26 protein-coding genes are annotated in these 24,126 nt (G+C 36.8%); 15 read left to right on the top strand and 11 right to left on the bottom strand.

The window, feature by feature from the left end; genetic code table 11:
* From C7Y70_RS10245 to pseI, 3 genes are read right to left on the bottom strand one after another with little or no spacing between them, the layout of a single operon-like run.
* The gene (locus C7Y70_RS10245; protein WP_058559755.1) at nt 1–243 is read right to left on the bottom strand and encodes an acyl carrier protein; all 243 of its coding nucleotides are present in this window, start codon (nt 241–243) and stop codon (nt 1–3) included.
* Nucleotides 243–1,331, bottom strand: a complete 1,089-nt coding sequence (locus tag C7Y70_RS10240) for an FkbM family methyltransferase (RefSeq protein WP_135474855.1) — start codon at nt 1,329–1,331, stop codon at nt 243–245. Before C7Y70_RS10240 ends, C7Y70_RS10245 begins: the two co-directional genes overlap by 1 nt.
* Entirely contained in the window at nt 1,328–2,377 is a 1,050-nt protein-coding gene (pseI, locus tag C7Y70_RS10235) for a pseudaminic acid synthase (protein WP_099296744.1), read from the bottom strand. The genes C7Y70_RS10240 and pseI overlap by 4 nt, the downstream gene beginning before the upstream one ends.
* A 185-nt stretch (nt 2,378–2,562) precedes the next feature.
* Here pseI and C7Y70_RS10230 point away from each other — a divergent pair, with 185 nt between their 5' ends.
* From C7Y70_RS10230 to C7Y70_RS10160, 15 genes are all read left to right on the top strand, one after another.
* A complete protein-coding gene (locus C7Y70_RS10230; RefSeq protein ID WP_135474853.1) occupies nt 2,563–3,285 on the top strand; it encodes a glycosyltransferase family protein in 723 nt (240 codons plus the stop codon).
* Nucleotides 3,286–3,381: 96 nt separating this feature from the next.
* A complete protein-coding gene (locus C7Y70_RS10225) occupies nt 3,382–3,990 on the top strand; it encodes an SIS domain-containing protein (protein WP_135474851.1) in 609 nt (202 codons plus the stop codon).
* Nucleotides 3,983–5,416, top strand: a complete 1,434-nt coding sequence (locus tag C7Y70_RS10220) for a hypothetical protein (RefSeq protein ID WP_135474849.1) — start codon at nt 3,983–3,985, stop codon at nt 5,414–5,416. Before C7Y70_RS10225 ends, C7Y70_RS10220 begins: the two co-directional genes overlap by 8 nt.
* Nucleotides 5,409–6,509: a radical SAM protein gene (locus tag C7Y70_RS10215; RefSeq protein ID WP_135474847.1), complete on the top strand. Its 1,101-nt coding sequence runs from the start codon at nt 5,409–5,411 to the stop codon at nt 6,507–6,509. The genes C7Y70_RS10220 and C7Y70_RS10215 overlap by 8 nt, the downstream gene beginning before the upstream one ends.
* Nucleotides 6,510–6,517: 8 nt before the next feature.
* A complete protein-coding gene (locus tag C7Y70_RS10210; protein ID WP_135474845.1) occupies nt 6,518–7,504 on the top strand; it encodes an SDR family oxidoreductase in 987 nt (328 codons plus the stop codon).
* Entirely contained in the window at nt 7,501–8,301 is an 801-nt protein-coding gene (locus C7Y70_RS10205; RefSeq protein ID WP_245321472.1) for a transketolase, read from the top strand. The genes C7Y70_RS10210 and C7Y70_RS10205 overlap by 4 nt, the downstream gene beginning before the upstream one ends.
* A complete protein-coding gene (locus C7Y70_RS10200; protein ID WP_135474843.1) occupies nt 8,298–8,786 on the top strand; it encodes a transketolase in 489 nt (162 codons plus the stop codon). Before C7Y70_RS10205 ends, C7Y70_RS10200 begins: the two co-directional genes overlap by 4 nt.
* Nucleotides 8,787–8,811: 25 nt before the next feature.
* A complete protein-coding gene (locus C7Y70_RS10195; protein ID WP_135474841.1) occupies nt 8,812–9,402 on the top strand; it encodes a hypothetical protein in 591 nt (196 codons plus the stop codon).
* Nucleotides 9,380–10,498, top strand: a complete 1,119-nt coding sequence (locus C7Y70_RS10190; protein ID WP_135474839.1) for a radical SAM protein — start codon at nt 9,380–9,382, stop codon at nt 10,496–10,498. Before C7Y70_RS10195 ends, C7Y70_RS10190 begins: the two co-directional genes overlap by 23 nt.
* 27 nt (nt 10,499–10,525) lie before the next feature.
* Nucleotides 10,526–11,968: a PfkB family carbohydrate kinase gene (locus C7Y70_RS10185; RefSeq protein WP_135474837.1), complete on the top strand. Its 1,443-nt coding sequence runs from the start codon at nt 10,526–10,528 to the stop codon at nt 11,966–11,968.
* Nucleotides 11,965–12,684, top strand: coding sequence for a nucleotidyltransferase family protein (locus C7Y70_RS10180; protein ID WP_135474835.1), 720 nt, complete (start codon nt 11,965–11,967; stop codon nt 12,682–12,684). The genes C7Y70_RS10185 and C7Y70_RS10180 overlap by 4 nt, the downstream gene beginning before the upstream one ends.
* 30 nt (nt 12,685–12,714) lie before the next feature.
* Complete coding sequence (locus tag C7Y70_RS10175; protein ID WP_135474833.1) at nt 12,715–14,172, top strand: AMP-binding protein; 1,458 nt, start codon at nt 12,715–12,717, stop codon at nt 14,170–14,172.
* Nucleotides 14,172–14,429: a hypothetical protein gene (locus C7Y70_RS10170; RefSeq protein WP_058559739.1), complete on the top strand. Its 258-nt coding sequence runs from the start codon at nt 14,172–14,174 to the stop codon at nt 14,427–14,429. The genes C7Y70_RS10175 and C7Y70_RS10170 overlap by 1 nt, the downstream gene beginning before the upstream one ends.
* Nucleotides 14,422–15,156 (top strand): hypothetical protein, encoded by a 735-nt coding sequence (locus C7Y70_RS10165; RefSeq protein ID WP_058559738.1) that lies wholly within the window; start codon nt 14,422–14,424, stop codon nt 15,154–15,156. Before C7Y70_RS10170 ends, C7Y70_RS10165 begins: the two co-directional genes overlap by 8 nt.
* Nucleotides 15,153–15,983 (top strand): AAC(3) family N-acetyltransferase, encoded by an 831-nt coding sequence (locus C7Y70_RS10160; RefSeq protein ID WP_135474831.1) that lies wholly within the window; start codon nt 15,153–15,155, stop codon nt 15,981–15,983. Before C7Y70_RS10165 ends, C7Y70_RS10160 begins: the two co-directional genes overlap by 4 nt.
* On the opposite strand, the gene C7Y70_RS10155 is transcribed toward C7Y70_RS10160, so the two are convergent.
* The 8 genes from C7Y70_RS10155 to C7Y70_RS10120 all read right to left on the bottom strand — a co-directional run bounded on the left by C7Y70_RS10155 (nt 15,965) and on the right by C7Y70_RS10120 (nt 24,094).
* The gene (locus tag C7Y70_RS10155; protein WP_099296765.1) at nt 15,965–17,344 is read right to left on the bottom strand and encodes an NAD(P)-binding protein; all 1,380 of its coding nucleotides are present in this window, start codon (nt 17,342–17,344) and stop codon (nt 15,965–15,967) included. The genes C7Y70_RS10160 and C7Y70_RS10155 overlap by 19 nt on opposite strands.
* A gap of 61 nt (nt 17,345–17,405) precedes the next feature.
* Nucleotides 17,406–18,062 (bottom strand): class I SAM-dependent methyltransferase, encoded by a 657-nt coding sequence (locus C7Y70_RS10150; RefSeq protein WP_135474829.1) that lies wholly within the window; start codon nt 18,060–18,062, stop codon nt 17,406–17,408.
* Between the two features lies 1 nt (nt 18,063).
* Nucleotides 18,064–19,371: a DUF4910 domain-containing protein gene (locus C7Y70_RS10145; protein ID WP_135474827.1), complete on the bottom strand. Its 1,308-nt coding sequence runs from the start codon at nt 19,369–19,371 to the stop codon at nt 18,064–18,066.
* Nucleotides 19,371–21,458 carry a 6-hydroxymethylpterin diphosphokinase MptE-like protein gene (locus tag C7Y70_RS10140; RefSeq protein ID WP_135474825.1) on the bottom strand — a complete coding sequence of 696 codons (2,088 nt, stop codon included), beginning with the start codon at nt 21,456–21,458 and terminating at the stop codon, nt 19,371–19,373. The genes C7Y70_RS10145 and C7Y70_RS10140 overlap by 1 nt, the downstream gene beginning before the upstream one ends.
* Before the next feature lie 9 nt (nt 21,459–21,467).
* Complete coding sequence (locus tag C7Y70_RS10135) at nt 21,468–21,767, bottom strand: hypothetical protein (RefSeq protein ID WP_135474823.1); 300 nt, start codon at nt 21,765–21,767, stop codon at nt 21,468–21,470.
* Nucleotides 21,757–22,185 carry a flagellar export chaperone FliS gene (fliS, locus tag C7Y70_RS10130; protein ID WP_135474821.1) on the bottom strand — a complete coding sequence of 143 codons (429 nt, stop codon included), beginning with the start codon at nt 22,183–22,185 and terminating at the stop codon, nt 21,757–21,759. The genes C7Y70_RS10135 and fliS overlap by 11 nt, the downstream gene beginning before the upstream one ends.
* Before the next feature lie 27 nt (nt 22,186–22,212).
* Nucleotides 22,213–23,628 carry a flagellar filament capping protein FliD gene (gene fliD, locus C7Y70_RS10125; RefSeq protein WP_135474819.1) on the bottom strand — a complete coding sequence of 472 codons (1,416 nt, stop codon included), beginning with the start codon at nt 23,626–23,628 and terminating at the stop codon, nt 22,213–22,215.
* A gap of 31 nt (nt 23,629–23,659) precedes the next feature.
* Nucleotides 23,660–24,094 (bottom strand): flagellar protein FlaG, encoded by a 435-nt coding sequence (locus tag C7Y70_RS10120; protein WP_135474818.1) that lies wholly within the window; start codon nt 24,092–24,094, stop codon nt 23,660–23,662.
* Nucleotides 24,095–24,126 lie beyond the last annotated feature (32 nt).

Raw genomic sequence — 24,126 nt, 5'->3', positions numbered from 1 at the left:
TTATTGCTTTGCCAGAACCATATCAACAAATCCACTCACGTAATTTGTCTTTGGATCAAGTAATTCTTGAGGCTCAATTTTTATACCGAAGGTCAATTCTATTTGCATTACTAGTGTCAGTATCTCAAATGAATCCAAGGCTATATCATCTTTAAATGAAAGCCCTAGTAAATTATCAATATCTACAGCGCAACCCCGCTCTGTAAAGAATTGATATAAAAAATTAATAAGTTGATTTTTCATTAATGAGAACCTTTTGGAATACAATACAAGACGGTGCTTAACCCTAAATGTTCATGAACTCGTAAATACATATTATAATTAGGTTGTAATTTATCAATAAACTGGGGAAGCTCCCATAAATCTTTAGGCTTGTGATAAACACAAATAGCAAGTGCTGGCTGTTGGGTTTGAATTAAATTTCTGGCACCTTCAAGTGCAGCTAATTCAGCCCCTTCTATATCCATTTTTATATAGTTAATATCCATAGCTTGGCAAGTTGAATCTAAATCTATAACAGATACTGAAGAGTCATTTATAACTTCACCTTGTATAATATTACTGGAACTTGTTTGTCCTTGATTAAAATTAAGTAAATCAACACACTTCCAAACCCCTGAAGGAAATGCTTGGAAAGAAATTTCAGGGTTTTGTTTCTTTAATTCTCTTTGTGTATTTGTAAGTACTTTAAAGTTAACTGTGTCGGGTTCAAACGAAGCGATATGCTCAAGATTTATAATGTTTTTTTTATGCAGTTCTACGAACGCCTCAACGGTATCCCCAGTGTAAGCACCACAATCAATAAAACGAATGGGTGATTGAAAATTGAAAGGTATATCATCAGGATAATACTCAACTTTTCTATCTGGTTCAGGGTAGTCATCAATTGAGAGAGATCCCCTAAATGCACACAGTTTATCTAATATATTTTTGCTTTTATTATCCTCTAAACGTGCACGTAACCATTGAATACTTGTATTATCCAGCATCTCATCATGATTTTTTCGCATCCACAGATGCTCTAGCTGTGCATACTGGCTGAACACACCTGGAAATTTCTGTACAGCTTCGAAAAAACCAAGGACATTTTTATAACCGAGCTCTATGAGGCGCTCTTTAATTTGTTCTCTATTAGAGTTTACTAAAGGAGTAACAGCGATAATAACATTCATATTACGGTCAGCTGTTTGCTCGTCAAAAATAGGTAAATCAAACTTCATCTGGTTAGCTAAACGTTGATCGATCCAACCACTTACGGGTGTATTTTGTTGTACTAATATCCTGTGAAAACACTCTCCAAAATGGCCAGCACCGTAAATTAGATAGTTCATTTAATCGCTCCCACGTGTTGCCAAGTCAGCGGCATGCCTTTTTTTATTGAGTTTGTTGCTATTCTGCCTGTGATAAACCCTAAATCCTTTGGCATTAACTCACCCACACCCGGCCTTAGGTTGACCACATTATCTTTGCTTAACACTTCACCGACAGCAATATCCCTCGCGGCAAATAGGCAACGTCTTGCTTTACTGGGCTCACTAGGGAAGTGTACATTCCCAAGAGCCAACTCAACTTGCCTGACTCCTTGAACTAAATCTTCAAGTTCATCCGGTGTCATGGAAAAAAAGCTATCTGCCGTTTCATCATCTTTACTCATCACAAAGTGCTTTTCTATTATGGTTGCCTTCATAGCGACAGATGCAACAGGCACATGGTTACCTAATGTGTGATCCGATAAGCCAATTGGCACTTTAAAAAGGTCTGCTAAGTGAGGGATTGTTTTCAAATTAATGCTTTCAGGAGGAGCTGGGTAGCTACTTGTGCATTTTAATATAGCTAAATCCTTTATGCCTGCTTGGCGAGCAACTTTCACTGCTTCGTCAATTTCAGCAAGCGTTGCTCCACCTGTTGACATAATCACCGGCTTGCCTGTTGTAGCTACTTTTCGAATGAGATCATGATCGATCAACTCTGGTGAAGCTATTTTATAGGCAGGTGAATCAAAGGATTCCAATAAGTCGACGGCAGAATCATCAAATGGTGAAGAAAAAATAGTGATACCTATTTCATTCGCTAGCTGAATTAAAGGGCCGTGGAAATCCCACGGCATAAATGCCCCTTCGTATAAATCATATAAATATTGTCCTTGCCATGGACCTGCTGCTTCAAAATGCGGTAATTTGCAGTCCATTGTTAATGTATCCGCGCGATAAGTTTGCAGCTTAATTGCATCCGCTCCGGCTTCTTTAGCAGCTCTGACTAGCGCTTTAGCCTGCTCTAAATCTTGCCCATGGTTAGCTGACATTTCTGCAATAATATACACAGGGTGGCCTGGCCCAATTTTTCTACCATCGATGGTAATTTCAGAATTAAACGCCATTTGCGCTCCTTATATTGCACTGTCAAAAATTTTTATATCAAAGCAAAATCCATACCTAATAACCTACAATAGCTTACGATTTGATAAACCATATTGATCCAAAAGGATTTTAACTTTTAAATTATGTGCAAGAGTGTAATGATTTGCTATATTTATCTCAATAATAATTACAATAACCTATGACCATGTCTGATGTATTAATAATAATTCAAGCACGCATGACATCAACACGATTACCTGCCAAAGTAATGTTACCGCTTTGTGGTAAGCCGGTGTTACAAATTATGCTTGAACGTTTACCAAACTGGCACGATAAAATCATCGTCGCAACCACGAATGATGGTACAGAACAGCCAATCTTAGATTTGTGTACACAGCTAAATATTAAAACCTACCAAGGAGATACACAAGACGTACTAAGTCGCTATTATCTAGCAGCTAAACACTATGATGCTCAATCAACTACAACCATAGTTAGGTTAACGAGTGATTGCCCACTAATTGATGAAGAGTTATGTAGTAAAGTAATTAATAAAAGAATAAGTCAAAACTATGACATGGTAAATTTAGGTCCTCACAGTGGCTACCCTAGAGGGCTCGATTGCTGTGCATTTTCATTCCATTTACTAGAGAATACTCATCTAAAAGCAACATCACCGAATGATCGTGAGCATGTAACTTTAGGCATGGCAAAATTTAATACAATAACGACCCACACGTTCAGTGCACACGAAGATTATAGCCACTTTCGCCTCACACTTGATGAACCAGATGATTACAAAGCAATCACCGCTGTTTATGAACGTTTTTTGAATAAAGTGGATTTTTCCTATAATGATTTAATAAAAACATTAAAGGAAAACCCCCACCTCACCGATATAAATAAACACGTAGAGCAAAAATCTTAATTTAAAACTATTAGCAACGAATTTTACCTAGGTTTTAAGCTCTCTTAGAAAATGCTTAAATAGCATTTACTGATTAGTTCATAAGGACACTGATTAATGCCCAACACCACCTTTGATAGTGAGCAACTAGTCTCAGAATACTTACATCAGCTATCAGCAACTTTAGAGACTGTAGATATTGCTGCTCTAAACAAATTTGCCAGTGCGTTAATGAAATTAATTGAAAATAAAAATGTTTTATATATATGTGGTAATGGCGGTAGTGCTGCTAACGCAATACATATAGCTAATGATTTTACTTTTGGGATTAACCCTCTAGGTAACGCTTTAAATGTAGAGGCATTATCGGCAAACAGCGCCGTTATAACCTGTCTTGGCAATGACATCGGTTATGAAAATATTTTCTCTCACCAACTGAAAGTAAAAGCCAAAGAAAACGACATACTTCTAGTTTTAAGTGGCAGTGGAAACTCTCAAAATATTGTTAATGCTGTAAAACAAGCGAACGAATTACAAATGAAAACAGTCGGCTTCTTGGGCTTTGATGGCGGTAAAGTAAAACCGATGCTAAACATGGCTTTTCATTTTGACATTAACGATATGCAAATATCAGAAGACACTCAAATAGTGCTAGGTCACCTTCTTATGAAGTTGTTAAATCAAAAGTTAAGATCAATCACTGAAGGTAATAAAGACAATGGTTAATCAAATTGAAGATACTTTCTTTGATAGCTACGAGGATGCCCTTAAGCTGGCTAAAGAAGCTAACTTCTTAGACAGATTTGAAAGTAAACTACAGATTTGTTACTACGGCTCAAAAACCAATGTTGAAACATCGCAACAATACCCTAACCTGATTTACCTACCAGAAAATAATTTCGTTGAAATTTTAATAAAAAATCATTTAAGGCCACCAACGAAATTTGTTAGTAACAATAAACAAAAGTACGAAGCTTTACTTTGTAAGTATGAATGGCAAAAAAAAGCCCAATATGAACTAGTTATTGAAGACATAAATAAAAAAACTCTTTCTTTTGATGAACCTTTACGTATTTATATTAGTGCAGATTACAAAGGTAAAGTTGTTCTAAATATTTATCAATTACTTAACCAAGCCTTTAAAGATAATGGTTACGAAACTAAATTTGATATCAATTGCTGCGTTTCTCTAATGGACGACTTTAAACGGGTTAATAGTATTAAAGAGTTTAACCCACACATAGTCATTAACATAAATAGAATTCGAAACAACATCATTAACCCAAACACCTTCAATTTTATATGGTTCATGGATCCCACTATGTGCTTGTACGATAGTACAGAACTTACTTATAGGGAACGCGATGTTTTCTTTTACTTAATTGATAATTTCAAAAAAGCATTAATAGAAAAAAAGATTCCCAATAAAAAACTTATAAAGCAAAGCTTTAAAACCGATAAAAAGTCTTTTTATCTACTGGATAAAGTTCACAAAAAAAATCTAATTACATTTATTGGCAATGATTACTTTAAAGCATGTGACCCTACATACAAGTACGCTAACTCAACAGCTATTCTTAAAGAGTTGTCTGATCTCTTTAATTCGAATGAGTTAACCAAAGACATGCTTGCATTACTTGCAGATAAATATTTCAAAGAAAACAAAATAACAAGTGTTGAGCATTTAGAGATGTTCATATTCCCTGCTATCGTTAGACTTGAAATTTTAAAGTGGGCGGCTCAACTCGAAGACATTAAATTAGAAATTTACGGCGAAGGTTGGGGAAGCTACCCTGAACTTGAGCCTTATTACAAAGGTAGTTTGAGTTCGAAAAGCGAACTTCTTACTACCTATAACAGGTCAAAGTACACGCTACTAGCTCACCCAGAATATTACTATCAACAAAGATTATTAGAGGCAAGCGCTTGTGGCAGTATTCCTGTTATTTATGAAGGTATAAATAACACGGAAGTATTTAACCACAGAAAACATTCTCTTACTTTTACAACGAAAGAGCAGTTAGCAAAACTAACAACATCGAAACCTGAGCTTGATCCAAAAGTCATAGCACAAGACTACTCCTATGATGCCTTAGTCAAAGAAATCATCGCTCACACCTTCGAACAGCAAAGGGATAAACACAGTGTCTGATAAATATTCAATAGATTCTCACAAGCTAATATTACACCCCACAAGAGTGGCTGATTGGTATAAAGCTAAGCAAGACGACGACTGGGAAAAGCTGAAATCCATATATCCCATTTATGTTGAAGTATCACCGTTTGGTGGTTGCAATCATCGTTGTACGTTTTGTGCACTTGATTATATGGGTTATAAAAATATAAGCCTAGAGTATGAAACGTTAAAAAACACCATGACGAATATGGGCGAAAATGGCGTTAAAAGCGTCATGTTTGCAGGAGAAGGCGAACCACTACTTTTCAAAAACCTAGACAAAATTTGCGAGCACGCGACAAGCGTAGGAGTCGATACAGCAATTACGACAAACTTTGTGCCTTTAAAAAAACAAAATATAGAAACTTTAATGACGCATTGTTCATGGATTAAGGTGAGTCTAAATGCTGGAAGTGCTGAGAACTATGCAAAAATTCATAGAGCAAAAGAAAGAGACTTCGATACCGTACTTTCGAACTTGAGAACAGCTATTGATTACAAAAGAAAGCACAACCTAAAGTGTACGCTGGGTGCACAAATGGTTCTACTTCCTGACAATATGCATGAAGCCATTGCTCTTGCGAAAATATGTCGAGAAATTGGGTTAGACTACTTGGTCATAAAACCGTATTCACAGCATTTATCTAGTATTACAACTAAGTATGAAACTATCGACTATACGAAAATGTTTGATCTGGAGAAAGAACTTAAAAAGGTAACAACACAAGATTTTCAGGTAGTTTTTAGAGCGAACACTATGCAAAAGTTTGTTACTAAAAAACAACCCTACACCAAATGTAACTCAACACCATTTTTTTGGGGTTACATCGCCGCTGACGGTAAAGTTTTTGGCTGTAGTGCCTACTTGGGAAAAGAAGAGTTTTGCTATGGAAGTATCTATGACAATACTTTTCAAGAAATTTGGGAAAGTGACAAAAGAAAAGAATCTTACGAATTTGTAAGAGATAAGCTAGATATTAAAGATTGTCGCATCAATTGTAGAATGGACGAAGTCAATCGATATTTATTCCGATTAACAGATCCTCAAGATCACGACAACTTTATTTAGGAAAAAACATGAAAGCAATAGTTACAGGCGGTGCAGGGTTTATCGGCTCTCACATGGTCGATTTATTAGTCGAGAATAACTTTGAGGTTGTCATTATTGATAACTTAGTAAATGGGCGCGTAGATAATTTCTCTCACCACAAAGAAAGTGTCACTTTTCATAATCTAGATTTATGTAAAACGGTCAACCTTATCGATTATATACAAGGTGCTGATTATGTTTTTCATTTTGCTGCATTAGCTGATATTGTTCCATCAATCAACAATCCTATCCAATACCATAAGGCAAATGTAGAAGGAACCCTCAACTTATTGGAGGCGTGTAAAGATCTAAAAGGACTTAAGAAATTTATTTATGCGGCCTCAAGCTCTTGTTATGGGATACCGGAAACATACCCAACACCTGAAACATCAGCTATTAGACCCGAATACCCTTATGCTCATACTAAACGAGTAGGTGAAGAGTACGCTCTACATTGGGCCACAGTCTATAACATCCCTGTTATCTCAATGAGATTTTTTAATGTTTATGGTCCAAGACACAGAACTTCTGGCGCATATGGCGCAGTATTTGGCGTTTTCTTAGCTCAACGTATCAATAATAAGCCACTTACAATAGTAGGTGACGGCGAACAAACGAGAGACTTCACATTTGTAACAGATGTAGTAAATGCTTGTTACGTTGCTAGCCAAAGTAAGTACAGCAATCAAATATTTAACGTTGGTAGTGGAAATACTTACAGTATAAATTATCTAGCAGAGCTACTCGGTGGAGAAAAAATCTACATTCCAAAGCGCCCTGGAGAGCCACAATGTACATTTGCAGATATTAGTAAAATAAATAAATTACTAGACTGGTCTCCCTCAGTAAAGTTTGAGGATGGTGTAAAAATTATGTTTGATAACATAGATTTTTGGAAAGACGCGCCAATATGGAATGAAAATAGCATCAAAGAAGCAACACAAGTTTGGTTTGACTGTCTAGGTGAGAAATGATGTTAGCTTCAGATGAAATTAGAGATAAAACAATTGCATTTTCGTGCAATACTGGCGCGGGACATCTAGCTCCTTCTCTGTCGACTGTCGAACTTTTGACAGTCCTATTTAACAAACATTTAAAATTCAATAAAAATGACCCTTTTGATACTGAACGAGATAGATTTATCCTCAGTAAGGGGCATGGCGCATACGCATATTATATTATATTAAATGAATTAGGATTTATTCCCGACTTTGAAATTACAGGCTTTAATACTGAAGAGTCATCCTTAAAAGGGTGTTTAACAGAAAACTCGAATTATATGATTGAAGCCTCAACGGGTTCATTAGGGCATGGCCTTCCCTTAGCTGTAGGTATGGCACTTTCATTCAAAATCCAAAATAAAAACAATAAAGTGATATGTATGGTAGGTGATGGTGAAATGCAAGAGGGCAGTAATTTTGAAGCTATGATGTTGGCTCATAGGTTTAAACTAGACAATCTACTTATTATTGTTGATGCCAATGAGTTACAGGCAATGGGTAAAGTTGAAGATATTGCGCTGAGTAACCAAAGACTTGCTAAAGTAATGAAGGCATTTATTGATGATGGATTTTACGAAATTGACGGACATTGTGAATCATCCATAAACGACGTATATACACAGTTTTACGAAAATAAAAATACTAATTTCTCCATAATGTTTGCAAATACAGTTAAAGGTAAAGGGGTGTCCATACTTGAAAACTCTGCTAAGCATCATTATCGCTGCCCTACAGAGGATGGCTACCAACATAAGGAGCGTGAAAAATGAGTAGCCTAGTATCTAAAAAAGACGTAATGCAGGCTATTTATAATCATTTCACTGCTGACCCGAATTACGTATTGCTTGCAGGCGATATGGGCTTTGCTGTTTTAGATGATTATTTTAATAACCACATCGAAAGAGCGTTTAATACTGGAATAAATGAGCAGGCTACAATAAGTATTGCTGCTGGCCTAGCTATCACTGGTTTAAAACCGATTATATATTCTCAGATTCCATTTATCACGATGCGTGCTTTTGAGCAGCTTAGATATGATATCAATGAGCATAAGCTAAATGTAAAAATCATTGGTGTTGGTGCTGATAACTATTTTTCTGCCCTAGGAAGGAGTCATTGCATGGACAACGACGATATAGCACTAATTTCGATCCTTAAAAATATAAAAATATACTCTCCAACTAAAAGCACGCTAGAAAAAGACTTAAAAGAAATGCTCGACTTAGATGGTCCAGCATATATGAGAACACTCTGATAGGCTTTACAGGACACGTTGAATTATGACCATCAATCACACATCGACCATAAAAAATACAGAATTATCATTAGCAACTAAAGATTTTATAATAACGAATGCTACAACAAACCAATCAGGTGACTTCTCTGATGAGTTTTGCAATATACTTATAGGTATGGACTTAGCAAATGCTGCATATTATGGCGCTAAAATAACCTTAGAGAAATCTAAAGATCATAGTAAACAAATTGCATTCGTTTCACATTATCCAGATTTGCAACTACTTGACGAATTGATTAAAAATATATTTAACCATTCTGATGCTCCCGACTCTGGGCGCTTTGAAAGCGAACAGCTAAAAACTTGGCTTGAAAAAACAAATGATCAAAAGTTAAGTTTGGTTGGCGAAGCACTTAATGACTTTTTTACCGGTAATAGTCTTTACAAGAAACACTTAACTTTGGTTTCAGTTAAAAACATGGTCATAAATTTAGATTTATCATCATGTGTGACCAAGGCACAATTTCAACCAACATTAGTTAAAATCGAGCAGCGTCTTAGGCAGTTTCTACCTGGCGTGCCTTTAATTGTTCTAATCCAGGAGTTTGAAGATGCAAACACCAAACGAAAATAAATATATTCTTGATGCAACTAAGATTGCTTGGCACCACGAAAGAATACAAGATTGGAAAAGAGGTAAAAGAATAGCTCCTATTACAATCGATTTAGCACTCACACGAGCTTGTAATTATGGCTGCCATTTTTGCTATGCGCGCTTACAAGAAAATGATCGATTTGATATTACACGCGAGCACATAGATAACTTCCTTGATGATTGTAAAGAACTTGGAGTCAAAGCTATCTCATTAGTAAGCGACGGTGAAAGTACGTTATCGCCTCATTTTGAGCATACTGTTATTAGGGGGTCTGAGCTGGGTATTTCAATGGCTGTCGCTACACATGCCTATAATTTCAAATATGATATGTTAGAACGTATTCTACCCCACCTAACCTACCTGCGAGTCAACTTTTCAGCTGGAGAACCAAAACGCTACGCTGAAATAATGGGAGTAAAAGAAAAACACTTCCATCGAGTAGTCCAAAATGTCCGTGATATGGTAGAAATTAAGAAAAATAATAATCTAGATGTCACAATAGGCCTGCAAATGGTATTAATGCCTGAAGACGCTGATCAAGTAGTGCCATTAGCAAAATTAGGTAAAGAAGTTCGCCCTGATTATTTAGTGGTAAAACACACCAGCGATAGTGAAGATGGTAAACTTGGTGTTGATTACTCAAAATACGCAGAGCTTAACCATATCCTTGAAGAAGCTGAATCATATAGCGATAGTACATACCAAGTTACTGTAAAATGGTCAAAAATAAATGCTGAAGGAAAAAGAAGCTACCAGCGCTGTTACGCAGCTCCTTTTCAAATCCAAATTTCAGGTTCTGGCCTGATAGCGCCTTGCGGTATGTTATTCAATGAAAAATATAAACGATTTCATATAGGTAACATTACTCAGCAGCGATTCAAAGATATTGTTTTGGGTGATAAATACTGGGAAGTGATGAGTCATTTAGCCTCAATGAATTTTGATGCGCAAAAAATGTGTGGTTCACTTTGCTTGCAACATAAGCCAAATGAATTTTTAGATGATGTTGAAAAGGGCAAAGTACAATTAGAAAAACCAACAGGTACTCCACCTCAACATATTAATTTCATTTAATATTTAATAGCATTGATAAGGCAATTAATGAATAGCGTTTTAGTCACTGGAAAATTTGATATTTTGCACCCAGGCCACATTCGATTGTTAAAATTTGCAAAAGAATGTGGCGACTATTTGATTGTTGCGGTCCAGGGCGATTCAATATCAAACGAAACATGCCGTATTAATGAAAATCATCGGCTTGAGCTAATCCAATCTTTAGATTGTGTTAACTCAGCTTTTATATATAACAATGACATTACTGAAGTTTTAACAGAATATAAGCCTGATATAGTCGTAAAAGGTAAAGAGTTTGAAGACAAGCATAACCCAGAAGTAGATGCTCTCAATACTTTTGGTGGAAAGTTACTCTTTGGCTCAGGTGAATTTGAAACTACCATAGAGAGTTTTTTTCAAAAAAATAATGTGGGGCAAAACTTTGACTTTACAGGCATCAATCAATATGCAAAAAGATACAACATAACTTCAGAAACAATCAGTGCAACATTTGATCTGGTTGAAAAATTAAATGTGGCGGTGATTGGTGAGGTTATTATTGATGAATATATCCAAGGTACTGCGGTAGGTTTATCTCAAGAAGATCCCACTATTGTAATGACACCTGATAGAACAGACACTTTTCTTGGTGGAGCAGCGATAACTGCAGGCCATATAAAAGGGCTAGGTGCTAATCAGGTGAAACTGTTTTCTGTTCTAGGAAAAGATAATAAATCAGAGTACGTGAAACAGAACATCAGCGCGTACGGTATTGACACCTTTCTTTTAACTGATAATAGCCGCCCTACACCATTAAAATCACGATACAGAGCTGGGAACAAAACACTTTTGAGAGTAAACCAAGTTCGCCAGCACAAAATTTCAAAAAGCATTCAAGCTGAACTATTTTTGCAACTTGAAAAAGATATTGAAAAACTAGATCTGTTAGTTTTCTCCGATTTTAACTACGGATTACTCCCACAAGCTCTTGTCGAGAAGATAATCAGTTTGTGCAAAGCAAATGACGTACGAATTGTCGCCGACAGTCAAACATCATCACAAGTTGGAGATATATCTCGATATAAAGACGTAATGCTCCTAACACCGACAGAAAAAGAAGTACGCGTAGCATTGAATAATGTAGATGATGGTTTACCTATATTGGCGCAAAAACTATGTGAAAGAGCAAACCCGACTTGCTTAGTAATCACTTTGGCAGGAGAAGGTATTTTTATTCATCTACCGACTAAAAATGGCCAATGGGAAAATGATATGCTTCCTGCGATTAACCGTAATGCGGTTGATCCTGCGGGAGCTGGTGATTGCTTCTTAGCTGCCAGTAGCCTGGCATTGTGCTCAGGTGCGACACCTTGGCAAGCTTTTTATATTGCAAGTATTGCAGCCGCTTGCCAAGTAGATACTCTCGGAAATCAGCCACTGTCCTTCAACACGCTACAGCAACGAGTACTGGAGTCATTCAAAAATATATGAAAGCAATATTGCTTGCAGCAGGGTTAGGCACTCGGTTAAAACCTTTGACTAATACAATTCCAAAATGTTTAGTGCCTATTAATGGCAAGCCTTTATTGGCTTATTGGTTAGAAAAGCTCGATAAACTTGGTGTCAGCGACATACTCATTAATGTGCACTATTTCGCTGAACAAGTAGAAGAGTTTGTGTCAAAGTCCGAATATCGTAATAAAATAACAATTGTTAGAGAGAAAAAGTTACTCGGTACAGGCGGTACTTTGATTAGTAATAAAGAGTTTTGGCATTGTAGTCCCACCATGGTCATTCATGCTGATAACTATTGCGAAGATACCCTTACTAATTTTGTAGAAGCCCATTCAAAAAGACCCAAAAAGTGTGATGCTACGCTTTTACTTTTTGAATCTGCTACTCCCTCTGCATGTGGTATTGTTGAACTTGATTCAGACGGTTCAATTCAAAGGTTTCATGAAAAAGTATCCAATCCACCAAGTAACCTAGCAAGCGGAGCATTGTTTTTATTCTCCGAAGGAGTGTATGAAAAATACTTTTCACACTTTAAACAGGAAAGCTTCTATGAGATTAGCCTCGACATGGTGCCTTTATTATTGGGCAGTCTTTATAGCTATAAAACCCATCTGAGATATATAGATATAGGCACTCCACAAGCTTATAATAAACTTCAAACTGAGTTGCTGGCTATCAACAAACCTGCTTAATATTAAGATAAATAAAAACTAGGATATAAAGTGAAGTTATCTGAAAAACTTAAAAACAGCATTGCAAGCCATTCAAAACTTCCTGCAATTTTGGTTGATAATCAACACATTACTTATGAACAGCTTGCACGTTACGCTAATAATATTAACACGAGTGAAATAAGTGATGCTGAGCAAGTTGGAATTTTAAGTTACCGAGATGTTCACTATTATAGTACCGTACTTGCCTGCGCTTTGGATTCACGAACATTTATACCGCTTGGGGTAAAACTGCCAATAGCTAGATTGGCTTCAATCATAAAGCAAGGCAACTTAAAGTATGTTTTATACAGTAAAAAATATTTGTCGATTAGCCAGGCATTAATAAAAGCACTCCCAGATAGAGTATTTGTATGTTTGGACGATATAGTCAATAAAAGCATTGTATCAACCAAATCACTACAAGCTCGCAGCCTATCCAATATCGCTTATGTTTTATTTACTTCAGGTTCTACAGGCTCACCAAAAGGTGTGCCTATTAGCATCGCGAATCTTAAGTCTTACCTTGATACTATGTGTGAGTCTTTACCACTTAGCAATACTGATAAGGTTAGCCAAGTATTTGACCCAACGTTTGATCTAAGCATGCATGATATATTTGTTACTTGGCTGCAAGGTGCTTGTCTTTACGTAGTGCCTGAAACCGCTATATTTGCGCCAGGTAAATTCATTAAACAACACGGGCTTACAGTGTGGTTTAGTGTCCCTTCTACTGCATCAATTATGGCTAAACTAGGAATGCTTAAAAATGATGCCTATCCTAGCCTTCGTGTGAGTCAGTTTTGTGGTGAGCCCTTACCTAGAACACTCGCTCTGCAATGGCAAAAAGCAGCACCAAACAGCAAGGTTATTAATTTATACGGACCAACTGAGGCTACAATAGCATGCAGTAGATATGTATTTGATTGTAATGATGATAGTGATAGTAGCTATATTCCTCTGGGTAAAGCACTTAAAAACATGAGCTTTGATTTAGATGCACAAGGTGAGCTTTTGATTTCGGGGCCTCAAGTATTTTCTGGGTATTTAAATGACAATATTAAAACTCAGCAATGTTTAATTAAAACAAATAACATAACCCATTATCGAAGTGGTGATCTCGTAAAGCGTGATGCTCAAGGAGTATTTCACTATATTAGCCGTGTAGATGACCAAGTTAAAATCCAGGGATACCGCGTTGAGCTATCAGAAGTAAATACACTAGCACAAAATTTTTTATCAAACCCTTTGGTACAGGCTATCGCAACGCCAATACAACAACCTCAAAGTTTGACTTTATTTATTTGTAATCCAGCCGATAAAGAAAGTGAGCAAACACTGATTGATTACTTAAAGCAACAGCTGCCACTTTATATGGTGCCCAAAAAGATTATATGGATCGATTCCATGCCACTAAATAGTAATGGTAAAATTGATAAGAGCGCCCTACATACCATGACGGAGAAATAATGAGCTTAACAAATTCGATTGAACAAGCTATCAATAATAAATTAATAGAAAAGCATGGTGAGCAAATACTCGTATCATTGAATAAACAGGATAGTTTAATAAGTTCAGGTCTTTTAGATTCACTTGATTTTATTAGTATGTTGATGGAAATAGAAAACAGCTTAAATCTTGATATTGATTTTGAAGAAGCAGACCCTGTGCAATTTACTTCTTATAGTGGCCTAATACAGCTGCTTAGTGAGTCAGCTAATGCCTAACAAAGTGAACTGGCAAGAAATATATAATACGGAATATGTAAATGCTCCTGAGTGTTGGAAAACATGCGGTGGTTACTGCTGTAAAAATTTTTACGGAGAGCATTTTAATATCCTAGACAAAAGCGGTGTATCTTTACCTCTTCTTGAAAATGAGTATGAGTACTATAAATCAATTGGTGGTATTAAAAACATTACTACACCAGCAAAAAAGCGCACATTTACGCTTTCAAACGGTAAAAGCTTCAGTATCTACTTGCTCTCTTGTCAGTGTGGTGGTTTATGTGAACCTCATGGACACAGACCCTTAGTTTGCAGAATATATCCCTATTTCCCTATAGTAGATGCGTTTGGTACTGTTATTGACTTTGAGTATTCCGCTTTAATGGATCTTTTTTACCGTGATCCTGATAATAACCATAAATGTACGCTGGTTAGAGAGCAAGCCATAAAGTTGAAACGTGAACTTACAGTTTCTATGAAACCACTATTACGTGATCCTGAAGTAGTTTTTATCTTTAGGTGTTTGAAGGAGCTTGTAGACCGCCTCAAAGAAAAAATGGGGGGCTTTATTGATACCTTAGATGAATCACAGAAAAAAAAGTTTATTGCTAAATATGAATGGATGATTCTGTCAGGCAAGCCGTGGAAAGATCCCGCTTTTTCAAAAAGAATTGACACTATCTACGACGAAGTGAAAGCAGCTTTCGGCAATGAGGACTTTTTGTGAGAAGTATCAGCCAAGAACAAATTATCGCAACATTACATTCAGTTGGTATCAACATGAATGATAGTGTGTTTATACACTCTTCATTATTTACACTTGGCGCTATAGAAAATCACTCTGTAAAAGAAGTGCCTGAGGCGTTTCTAAACAGCTTTAAAACTGCAATTGGTGATAACGGTAATATATTTATGCCAGCCTTTAATTATCAATTCCCACGCAGTCGCAAAGAAGATTTGCGCTCACAAGAATGTGTCTTAGGGTATTGGCCTGAGTGGTTTCGAAAACAACCAAATGTAGTACGCTCAGGGCACCCTATGTTCTCAATCTGCGGTTTAGGGCCTGATGTGGCAAAAATCTGTTTACCCAAAAAACCTGAATATTATGCCTTTGCAGAAAACTCAACGTTTAGTAGGTTAATAGAACAAGATACAGTGCTTGTACTGCAAGGCATTGGCCTTAGAGTCGCCACGGTGATTGTTCAAATAGAAGCAATGTTAGGATTAAAATACCGGTTTAATAAACCTTTTACCGGTGTGACAACGCTCACAAATGGAGAAGAGGCTAACGGTACTTTTTACCACTTTTGCTTTCCTATAAATAATGCCTACAGGGAAGACTATTCCAAGTTAGAAGCTGCATTATTAAACTCAGGGATTATGAAACAAGCCCAACTTGGAAGATCATTTATCTATACAATAAAAATGAAAGCACTTTATCATTTTGTAAAAGACTTTGTTGCTGATAACCAATTTGCATTGCTCAACTCTACACCATCTGAACTATACCGTTTTGAAAATGGACAAGAAATCTCCTATTCTGTCGATAAATAATTTTTTATATCGTTATATGCGGCAACGAGTACATCAGCTTGTCGCCATTGTTTACCACCTGATCTGCCTGAAATAATTATATTATCGACACTGTTTTTTAATGTATCAAAATTAGCTTGATTAGTTTTTTCAAATTCTAAATTTGGCACCGGAAAAGTGCCATGTATGACCTGTTTAACATGGCTGATACATGTAGCACCTTCGCCAACAACGTGCATTTTCTTTAATGTAGTCACAATTTCATCCACGCCATACTGCTCCACCTCTTCTGGCCTGCATAAAATTTCTGCCGACAAATTCGCATGCTGACTTTTAGTGCTGAGATTAGGGTATAACGTCAACCTAAATATATCCGTTTGATGATCCCACACCCATAGATAATGCGATTTTTGATCAAGTAAAGGCAAGTCAAAATTCAAATGAAATACAATAGCAGTTCTCAGTTCTGGCTTGTTATAAACTAAAGGTAAGCCTAATGCTTTTAAGGCAATAAACGGAGGAGCACTCCAAAATAACAACTGACACTCAAGGATTTCTGCTTTATTAGTAAGCTTTACTCCCGTGATCTGCCGTCCATTAGTCTCTATTTTCTCTATTGATGAAGAAAGTACAACCTCAACTCCAGCGCTTTTAACTTTAGTTACTAAATACTCAACCCAAGACTCAATGCCTTTATTTTCTAATGGATAAAAGTAATTTGGAGTTTTTGAGTTGTCTTTGGTTTGTCTTTCATGAAAATGCGCTTGCGTTTGATATCCAATTTTAGCATCAAAAGTAGGAATATTTTTCAGTGCATTTGCAACATCGGGCTCAAAAGCAAGAATGCGAGTAAAGCCAAATAGTCCTGCTGCGACCGTTAATGTATTTAAATCTGTATGTTTACCATAGAGCTTATACAGAATTGGTTTAATAATATGCTGGGTAAACGTCTTGCCTAATGTTTCTTCGCAATAGGAGAGTATAAGCGGGCTACCACTAGCAGAGGTTGCTTGAATAAGCTCAGCGCAACCTTGATAATACACTTCACTCGCAAGTTTGTGGCTATCTGGAAACGGAGAGTTTAAATCCCACTCACCGGCAAAGTAATTACCTGATTGCAGTTTTTCTATTACATGCCAATAGCGCTCTCTACTTTCTAACTCACCAAATAATAAAGTATCAAGTTCGTTTATCCCAGTTTCGTTTGGTATGTGCGATCCCATATCATAATGCGCACCAGAATCATCTTTTACCGAACAAAATAGACCACCAACACGCTCACTTTGCTCAATAATCGTGACTTTCTTAAAAGACTGTTTGAGCAGTAATGCCGCCATTAAGCCACATATACCACCACCAACAACGATTGTTGAATCTTGCATAATATTTCTCCAAGAAACTACTAAGTAGTAGTTATAAGATAACTATCCATAATTACGTAATTTATGAAGCAGAAGGCTTATGTGCAAAAATCGTTCTTTGTGCAGAAGTGATCTGTTCATTATGATCATAAGAAACATCGTATGATTGCTGTGATATTACAAATTTACTGAATAACTCACTAACATCATTCTTAGAAGCAAAAAAGAGACCATCAATATCAGGAAAGTAATTAGGTAAAAACTCTCTCGCAAACCCATTTTGCTGATATTTTGCTGTTATAAATGCAGGGTGCGTATCCGCATACATAGTAGAAAAGATACAACCGCCAGGTTTTAACACTCGGTAAGATTCACGCAAAGCAACTAAAATATCAGGGCGAGGGGCACAGTTTAACGCGCTTCTATCTATAACTAAATCGAACGAATTATCTTGCCAAGGTAACTGAGTAAAATGACCATTAACAAGCTCAGCCTCAAGCTTTAACTTTGTTAGGCGCCCTTGGGCAAAGGACAAAGCAGCCGATGATATATCAATCCCTGCTACATCAATGCCCTCCTCTGCCATAAAAACAACATTATTCCCTGCGCCACACCCTAACTCTAATACGCTTAGGTTTGGTTTAGTGCGTTTTAATCGCATAACCAATGAAACTATCGCATCATAAGGGTATTTATTTAATTGCCTACCTTGCTGGTAAATGTTCTCCCAAGTTGCCACTTTACTTCATAACCAAAAGTGCTTGATGTTCTAATTTTTCGATGGCTGACGCCATGTCTGAAACATTGCATCCGTATTTATCAGCAACCTCAATTGAGTCATGCTCTCCATCACTATAATTTAGCAACATCTTAATATGATTAAGCTCATCAAGTTGACTAACGCGCTCTTTACTAAAGAAACTTAATGTTGGATATAAGCCTTTACTTCCTAAATTAGGCTCTCCGAATGGGAGTGTATTCTCAAAAGTTGCTGATTGCTCAAAAGCCAAAAATATCTTTTCTAATTTATCAATACTATCAAGCAATGGTTTTATTCCCATAAACGCTTTTGTATCAAGGGATGTATGGTATTGATGGTAGCCTGAGTGAAAGCTACGGCTGACACAACATACTGGCAACTGGAAGCCTGGTGAATTGTATTGCCTCTCATCAGAGCCACTTAAAGGGCTGAACTCTATATTATTATGGTTAAAATCATGTTTATTCAAATGATAAAGTAATTTGTCCAACAATCCATCGTCATTGCGGCTATGTTTGAACACTAAGTTTTCAGGTGCTCCTCCCATACAGTTAATCACTAACCCTGAAACCAAGTTCTCCTTAAAGTGCTCTCCCATTAAATGTAACAGCCCTAAACTGCCTATTGTTTCTGGGTGTAATGCAAAACGATAAGAATAGCGGCGTTTAGGCCATTTCTTAATGCGGTGGTATAAGCCTAAAAGCACTAAAGGGCCACTTAATTCGTTGTTGGCCATTGATGGGTGGCATAAGTAGGAGCTTAACAATACTTCTTTTTTTGACTCACCACGTAATACTGATTGGGCTATATCTAACGTTCCGTCAACAAACCGACTGTTTATGACAGCCCTATAGGTGCCCTCTGTAAGCTGCTCACGTTTTTCATGAGCAATACAAAAACCCCAACGTTTTTTATAATAGCTTGTTACATATGGAATTGCGCTTGGCTGCTCGGGCAAACTATAAAGATGCTCTTGTAGTTCAGTTAAGCTCAACTCAACATCAACAGGCTCTGAGTAGTTAACTACTTCAATATTTAGCCTATGCATATCTGCAACTTTCTCGCCATTAGGCCCAATTAAATATGCATCTTCACAATGCCACTCCTGAGGCACAGTCCAATCAAATACTTTCTCGTTAGAATTAATAGACGAAATATTTAGAGGCATATACCGAGAAATAATATCATAGCTTTGTCGTAAACCAGGGCCTGTTATTGAACGAAGAATAGGAAAAAGTTCATCGAACAAATCACTAAAAAACACCTCAGACTCTTGATATTCTGACATTAACTTACCTTCCCTAAGTCACACTTTTCATCATAGTGGATTTTATAATCATCCATAATCTCTGTGATATAGCTTTTCCATAATTCGTTTAATTGATGGTATTGCTCTATACAAAATCCTTCGCTTTCATATTGGTATAACAACGTAATCATTGGGCAATGGTAATATAAGAGCGCCCCTTTGATGATATGAAACAGATGTTCTAGGCTACTTCCTTTTAAAGAGTAAATATATCGGGCCTGCCTTTGAAGCTGTTTAGCACAGTCAATTCTAGTTGAGCTTGTTTCGTTTGCTATTAATAGGATGTGTTCACATATTTCGTCAAGTCTATCAATTGCAATAAATTTATCTTCTACGTCATCAATTGGTAATACATTGAAGAAATCTTGCTTGATACTATTAATTGTAGAGTCCTTATCTAACGGTATTTCTAGATCCATTAAATTTTCAGCACTGGTTGGAATAGCACCTTGAAGTTTGGCTCCGTTTCCAACATTAATACAATTACTAACTTTAAAAAGGTTTAAAAGCTTTTCTAGCTGCACGTGAGCAACAAGAAACAAATCATTTGATATAACATGGCCACCCAAGTTTCCATCAATCATTCGTCCATCAAACTCTAAACATCCATATCCTTTACTGTCGTCGTCATCATTATTAGCTTTGTAAATGCTATCTTTACTGTGGTGATAACCAGAAGGCTGTTTTCCGTTATCAACCCCAAATAAATAAACATTACGAAACCCCATATGGAGAAAAAATGAGAGTGCAGCGTTTGCAACTACTGGATTACAGTAAGGAATGAGCGGCAATATTTGTGCAGTGTGAATTTGAGAAAGCACATCAAGTAAACATGTACCTGCTTCATTTCCTTTACCGGCAATTCCCGCCCATTTGTAACGTTTATTAGTATCTGGGTACAAAGTATTAAGGCCCAGTAGGTTTACTTTTTTATATTCATCTGCAGGAAAGATGTTACCGAAGATTTCATAATTAGAATATGGACGTTCTACTAAAACGTGAAAGTCTGTTGTAATTCCTTTTTTATACAGTGAAGCGATAGCTGTTCCAGCAGCAACAACAATACCTTTGTTCTGGTTCTTTTTTAAGAATTCTTCAGCTTCATCTAGCGACGGGCCATTACCAACAATAAAAATCGGGGTGTCATGATCAAGTTTCTTTGATTTATTAGTCAGTAATGCGGCTTTGTTGCGAACGTGGTGAATACTATGAGCAAGCCCCGTTACTGCGTCGTTGTAGAAACCATGTCCGTATTGAAAACGGAAAAAGTCTTCAGTCCACTTTTTTATTAAAACATTTAGTTCATAACCTGGGGTATGCTGATAACAAAAGCTTCTAACTAACGAAAAAGCACCAATATCTTCGGCTATTTTTTCTAAATCATTAATAAAAGACTTGTGGTCGACACCTAAATGGAAAAACAAACAGCCGCCTTGAGAGTCAACTGTTTTAATTACTTCAAACCAGTCGGTGCAAAACAGGCTGGCAAAAAACTGCTCGAAGTCTGGTTCAATAAGAAAGGTATAATCAAACTGTGTGTGTTCTAGGAGTAATGGTACATGGTATCCAAGACCTATCCCAAAAATCACAGCTGAAGGGAAAGATTCAGGTAATGCATTAACTTTGGGTTCGCCACACTCTCGAACTTTTTTCATGAATCGAGTGAGCTTCACCATATAACGAGAATGAATACGTACATCTTCATCATTTTCAGGGTAACCAGTGTAATCTGTAAGGCTATACACAGGCCTAGCTATTTGTTCACTTAGCTGTTTTTTTGTTTGTGAGATTGGGTTTTGAGAATAAAGCAAAGCCTCTTTGCCTCGTGGAATAAAGTTTCCATGGCCTGACTCAGTAACGTGTAAGCAGAAGTCATCTTTAGTTTGATAGTTTTCTATCGCTGAGGCTATATTAGGGTAATACTCACGAAAACATGCTAGATTTTTTTCGAAGCGCTCATTCGCTTCATGTGCAAAGACAGCTTCTCTTTCTTGGTGCTTTAGAGTGCTTTCAAGCTTTTCTGACATTTGATCCAGTTCATTGGTAATGTCTATTCTATCTGTCATATAGTCTGCCTACTTGATGCTTTTATAAATATTTATTTTTTTTTGTGTACGCATGTGAACACCAAGTTCTTTTGCCGTATCTGCTTTTTTTATATTGATCTCTAACATGGCTTTATCAAGCTGTTGTAAAAAATCTGCTAAGAAAACCTTATCTTCTTCAGATAACTCAGAAGGTTTAGCAAACACTTCTCGTATAGTGCTATCAATAGACATGATAGTTGATTGAGCTGAATCAAAATCTTCGTTAGCAGCACACTCTTTAACCTTCGATAGATTGTGAGATATTTGGGACAATAACTTAGCCGACATTAGCGTCTATACCGTTCTCGCTAAGCGTTTTTTCACGGATATCATGAGGTATAGCATCCCACGCAGATTTTATCTCTTTAAGTAGGTTAGAAACTTCATCAACTATTGCCGGATCATTTTTTATCGTTGCGTCAACTAAGCGGTCAATCATGTAAGAATACAATGCATATAAGTTTTCAGTGACTTCACCACCTACTTCAAAATCTAAACACCCTCTCAAAGCTTCAATAATCGAAGTAGCCTTTGATAAGTGCTCAGCCTTTGCTTCCATGTGTTTTTTTTCAATCGCAACTTTTGACATTACCATTTTTTCAATCGCACCAGCCATTAGCATCTGAATTATTTCATAACGATCAGCACCAGCGACGCGAGTTTTGAGTGCTTCTTTTTGATAATTTTTAACTTTGGCGTTATACATATTAAACCCTTTTAAATACAAAATGTATTATGACTTGTTTCGTGTAAATCCTGGCAAGCTTGACAACTGGGCGCTCAAATAAGTTTGAGTAGATTGCATTTGTGCTAAAAGAACATCCAATCCAGAATATTGCTTTCTTAGACGCCCCTCTAGTTCACCCATTCTAAACTCATGATTTATTACGTCATCCTCTAAATCTTTTATTTGAGTATTTAGATTACTCTCGCGCTGCTTCATTATACCGTCAGAGTCAACATAGTTGCCTAGAAGTGTCTCAAACTGTTTTGCTAGACCACCATCACCAGCAAAAGCCTTGCCAATATCGTCAAAGTTCTCATCCATTGCAGTATTAAGACTTCGCACTAAAGATGACTTTTCAAGATAACCATCTTTTTTAACACCAATACCGATATCGAATATACTTTCAAACGGTCCCGCATCAGTTAAATTTGTAGACAATGTGTTTACAAGTTGTGCGCTCAGCGAGCGAATTGTAGCGTCACTATTAAGAGGCTTACCAACTCGAGACTGAAATCCTAATTGCCCGATCACATTGTTATAATTAGCAATAAATTCATCAATAAGCTTAGTTGCACTTTCTCGGTCATATTCTACCGCTAATTTAGCAGTTTCACCGTCAACGCTTTGACGTTTAGCAGTTATAGTCATATCTTGAACTGCATCTTTAAATGTATTTGTATCATTAGTTATTTCGATGCCATCAACTTTTATAACAGCACTTTTTGCTTCACTTCCTGCAGCTATACCGATTCCTCCAGCACCACCTGCATTCGCTTCTGTTGAAACGTTATCAAGCTCTGCATTATCATTGGTAATAACTAGGTCATTACCTGTTCCACTTACAGAAGATGTAAGAACCAACTTTGACTCTGTACCAGTATTAACGATATTTGCAGTTATGCCAAAGTTGTCATCGGAATCATTAATCGCATCACGTAAATCAGCCAGAGTTGCACCGGCGTCAACTGTTAAATCAAAGCTTTTATCGGGGCCGGCTGAAAAGGAAAGAGTGCCGCCTGATGCACTCACAACATCATCTGTAGATGTAAATATGGGAGGTACAGCATCATTAGAAACAGCCCGACTTCCCTGAGCCAACTCGACAACTTCTATGTTAAAGTCACCTGGAGTGATATCTGATGTCGGAGACACAGAAATTAAATCACCATCATCGCTTGTTGGTTGGGTTATGTTAGCGATTCTTTTATTAAAGTTATCAGGATCCGCAAGATCTTCAATCGTGTCTTGTAATTTAGAAAGCGCGCCTTTAATTTCTCCAACAGCTGAAAGTTCAACTTTTAAAGACTCTTCTTTTTTTACAAAAGCATTCATTTTTGGTACGTTTTCAGCATCTACTGAAGCCTGGATGATGCTCTCGAGGTCTAATCCGGATCCAATACCTGCGGATGTTATTAGTGGCATAATTGTCTCCTACTTCGAATTACCAAAAATGTTATGCAGTTTGATTTAATATCAAACCCTTGTTAGTTAGTTTATCGGCAAACTCTTCTAAAGCTTTAGCCACTTCACGAAACTCTTCTGTTGGTATCTCGCGTATGACCTCTTCACTTTTTTTATCAAAAACTTTGATAATTGGTGGATCACCATCTTCATCGAATTCAAACTTTAAATTTGTAGAAGCAACAGGAATATATTTATTTAACTTCTCTAAATTTTCTTTTACTTCATCAATGAGTGCTTTTCTTTCACCTTCAGAATCAAGCTTTTGACTATCATCAATAAATACAGGCTCTCTACTAGCAAGTTTAGGGCCAGCTTCACTAGCATTTGCTTTACTTGTAGCTTCGTTCTCCGCATTTTGATTTAACAAAGTTGAGTTTGACGGTTTACTCTCACTAGATTTAATAATTGCACTTACATCAGCCATAGCCGCTCTCCTTCAAATTACAAACAAAGTAT

The sequence above is a fragment of the Pseudoalteromonas sp. KS88 genome (assembly GCF_004766475.1).
Lineage (GTDB): Bacteria > Pseudomonadota > Gammaproteobacteria > Enterobacterales > Alteromonadaceae > Pseudoalteromonas.
The sequence above is the reverse complement of the archived record's forward strand: the minus strand, read 5'-3'. Positions and strand labels throughout refer to the sequence as shown.

What these genes read in the sequence shown, in the direction of transcription:
- C7Y70_RS10245 (WP_058559755.1), bottom strand. Translation starts at nt 243, where the DNA reads ATGAAAAATCAACTTATTAATTTTTTATATCAATTCTTTACAGAGCGG.
- C7Y70_RS10240 (WP_135474855.1), bottom strand. Translation starts at nt 1,331, where the DNA reads ATGAACTATCTAATTTACGGTGCTGGCCATTTTGGAGAGTGTTTTCAC.
- pseI (WP_099296744.1), bottom strand. Translation starts at nt 2,377, where the DNA reads ATGGCGTTTAATTCTGAAATTACCATCGATGGTAGAAAAATTGGGCCA.
- C7Y70_RS10230 (WP_135474853.1), top strand. Translation starts at nt 2,563, where the DNA reads ATGTCTGATGTATTAATAATAATTCAAGCACGCATGACATCAACACGA.
- C7Y70_RS10225 (WP_135474851.1), top strand. Translation starts at nt 3,382, where the DNA reads ATGCCCAACACCACCTTTGATAGTGAGCAACTAGTCTCAGAATACTTA.
- C7Y70_RS10220 (WP_135474849.1), top strand. Translation starts at nt 3,983, where the DNA reads ATGGTTAATCAAATTGAAGATACTTTCTTTGATAGCTACGAGGATGCC.
- C7Y70_RS10210 (WP_135474845.1), top strand. Translation starts at nt 6,518, where the DNA reads ATGAAAGCAATAGTTACAGGCGGTGCAGGGTTTATCGGCTCTCACATG.
- C7Y70_RS10205 (WP_245321472.1), top strand. Translation starts at nt 7,501, where the DNA reads ATGATGTTAGCTTCAGATGAAATTAGAGATAAAACAATTGCATTTTCG.
- C7Y70_RS10200 (WP_135474843.1), top strand. Translation starts at nt 8,298, where the DNA reads ATGAGTAGCCTAGTATCTAAAAAAGACGTAATGCAGGCTATTTATAAT.
- C7Y70_RS10195 (WP_135474841.1), top strand. Translation starts at nt 8,812, where the DNA reads ATGACCATCAATCACACATCGACCATAAAAAATACAGAATTATCATTA.
- C7Y70_RS10190 (WP_135474839.1), top strand. Translation starts at nt 9,380, where the DNA reads ATGCAAACACCAAACGAAAATAAATATATTCTTGATGCAACTAAGATT.
- C7Y70_RS10185 (WP_135474837.1), top strand. Translation starts at nt 10,526, where the DNA reads ATGAATAGCGTTTTAGTCACTGGAAAATTTGATATTTTGCACCCAGGC.
- C7Y70_RS10180 (WP_135474835.1), top strand. Translation starts at nt 11,965, where the DNA reads ATGAAAGCAATATTGCTTGCAGCAGGGTTAGGCACTCGGTTAAAACCT.
- C7Y70_RS10170 (WP_058559739.1), top strand. Translation starts at nt 14,172, where the DNA reads ATGAGCTTAACAAATTCGATTGAACAAGCTATCAATAATAAATTAATA.
- C7Y70_RS10165 (WP_058559738.1), top strand. Translation starts at nt 14,422, where the DNA reads ATGCCTAACAAAGTGAACTGGCAAGAAATATATAATACGGAATATGTA.
- C7Y70_RS10155 (WP_099296765.1), bottom strand. Translation starts at nt 17,344, where the DNA reads ATGCAAGATTCAACAATCGTTGTTGGTGGTGGTATATGTGGCTTAATG.
- C7Y70_RS10145 (WP_135474827.1), bottom strand. Translation starts at nt 19,371, where the DNA reads ATGTCAGAATATCAAGAGTCTGAGGTGTTTTTTAGTGATTTGTTCGAT.
- C7Y70_RS10140 (WP_135474825.1), bottom strand. Translation starts at nt 21,458, where the DNA reads ATGACAGATAGAATAGACATTACCAATGAACTGGATCAAATGTCAGAA.
- C7Y70_RS10135 (WP_135474823.1), bottom strand. Translation starts at nt 21,767, where the DNA reads ATGTCGGCTAAGTTATTGTCCCAAATATCTCACAATCTATCGAAGGTT.
- fliS (WP_135474821.1), bottom strand. Translation starts at nt 22,185, where the DNA reads ATGTATAACGCCAAAGTTAAAAATTATCAAAAAGAAGCACTCAAAACT.
- fliD (WP_135474819.1), bottom strand. Translation starts at nt 23,628, where the DNA reads ATGCCACTAATAACATCCGCAGGTATTGGATCCGGATTAGACCTCGAG.
- C7Y70_RS10120 (WP_135474818.1), bottom strand. Translation starts at nt 24,094, where the DNA reads ATGGCTGATGTAAGTGCAATTATTAAATCTAGTGAGAGTAAACCGTCA.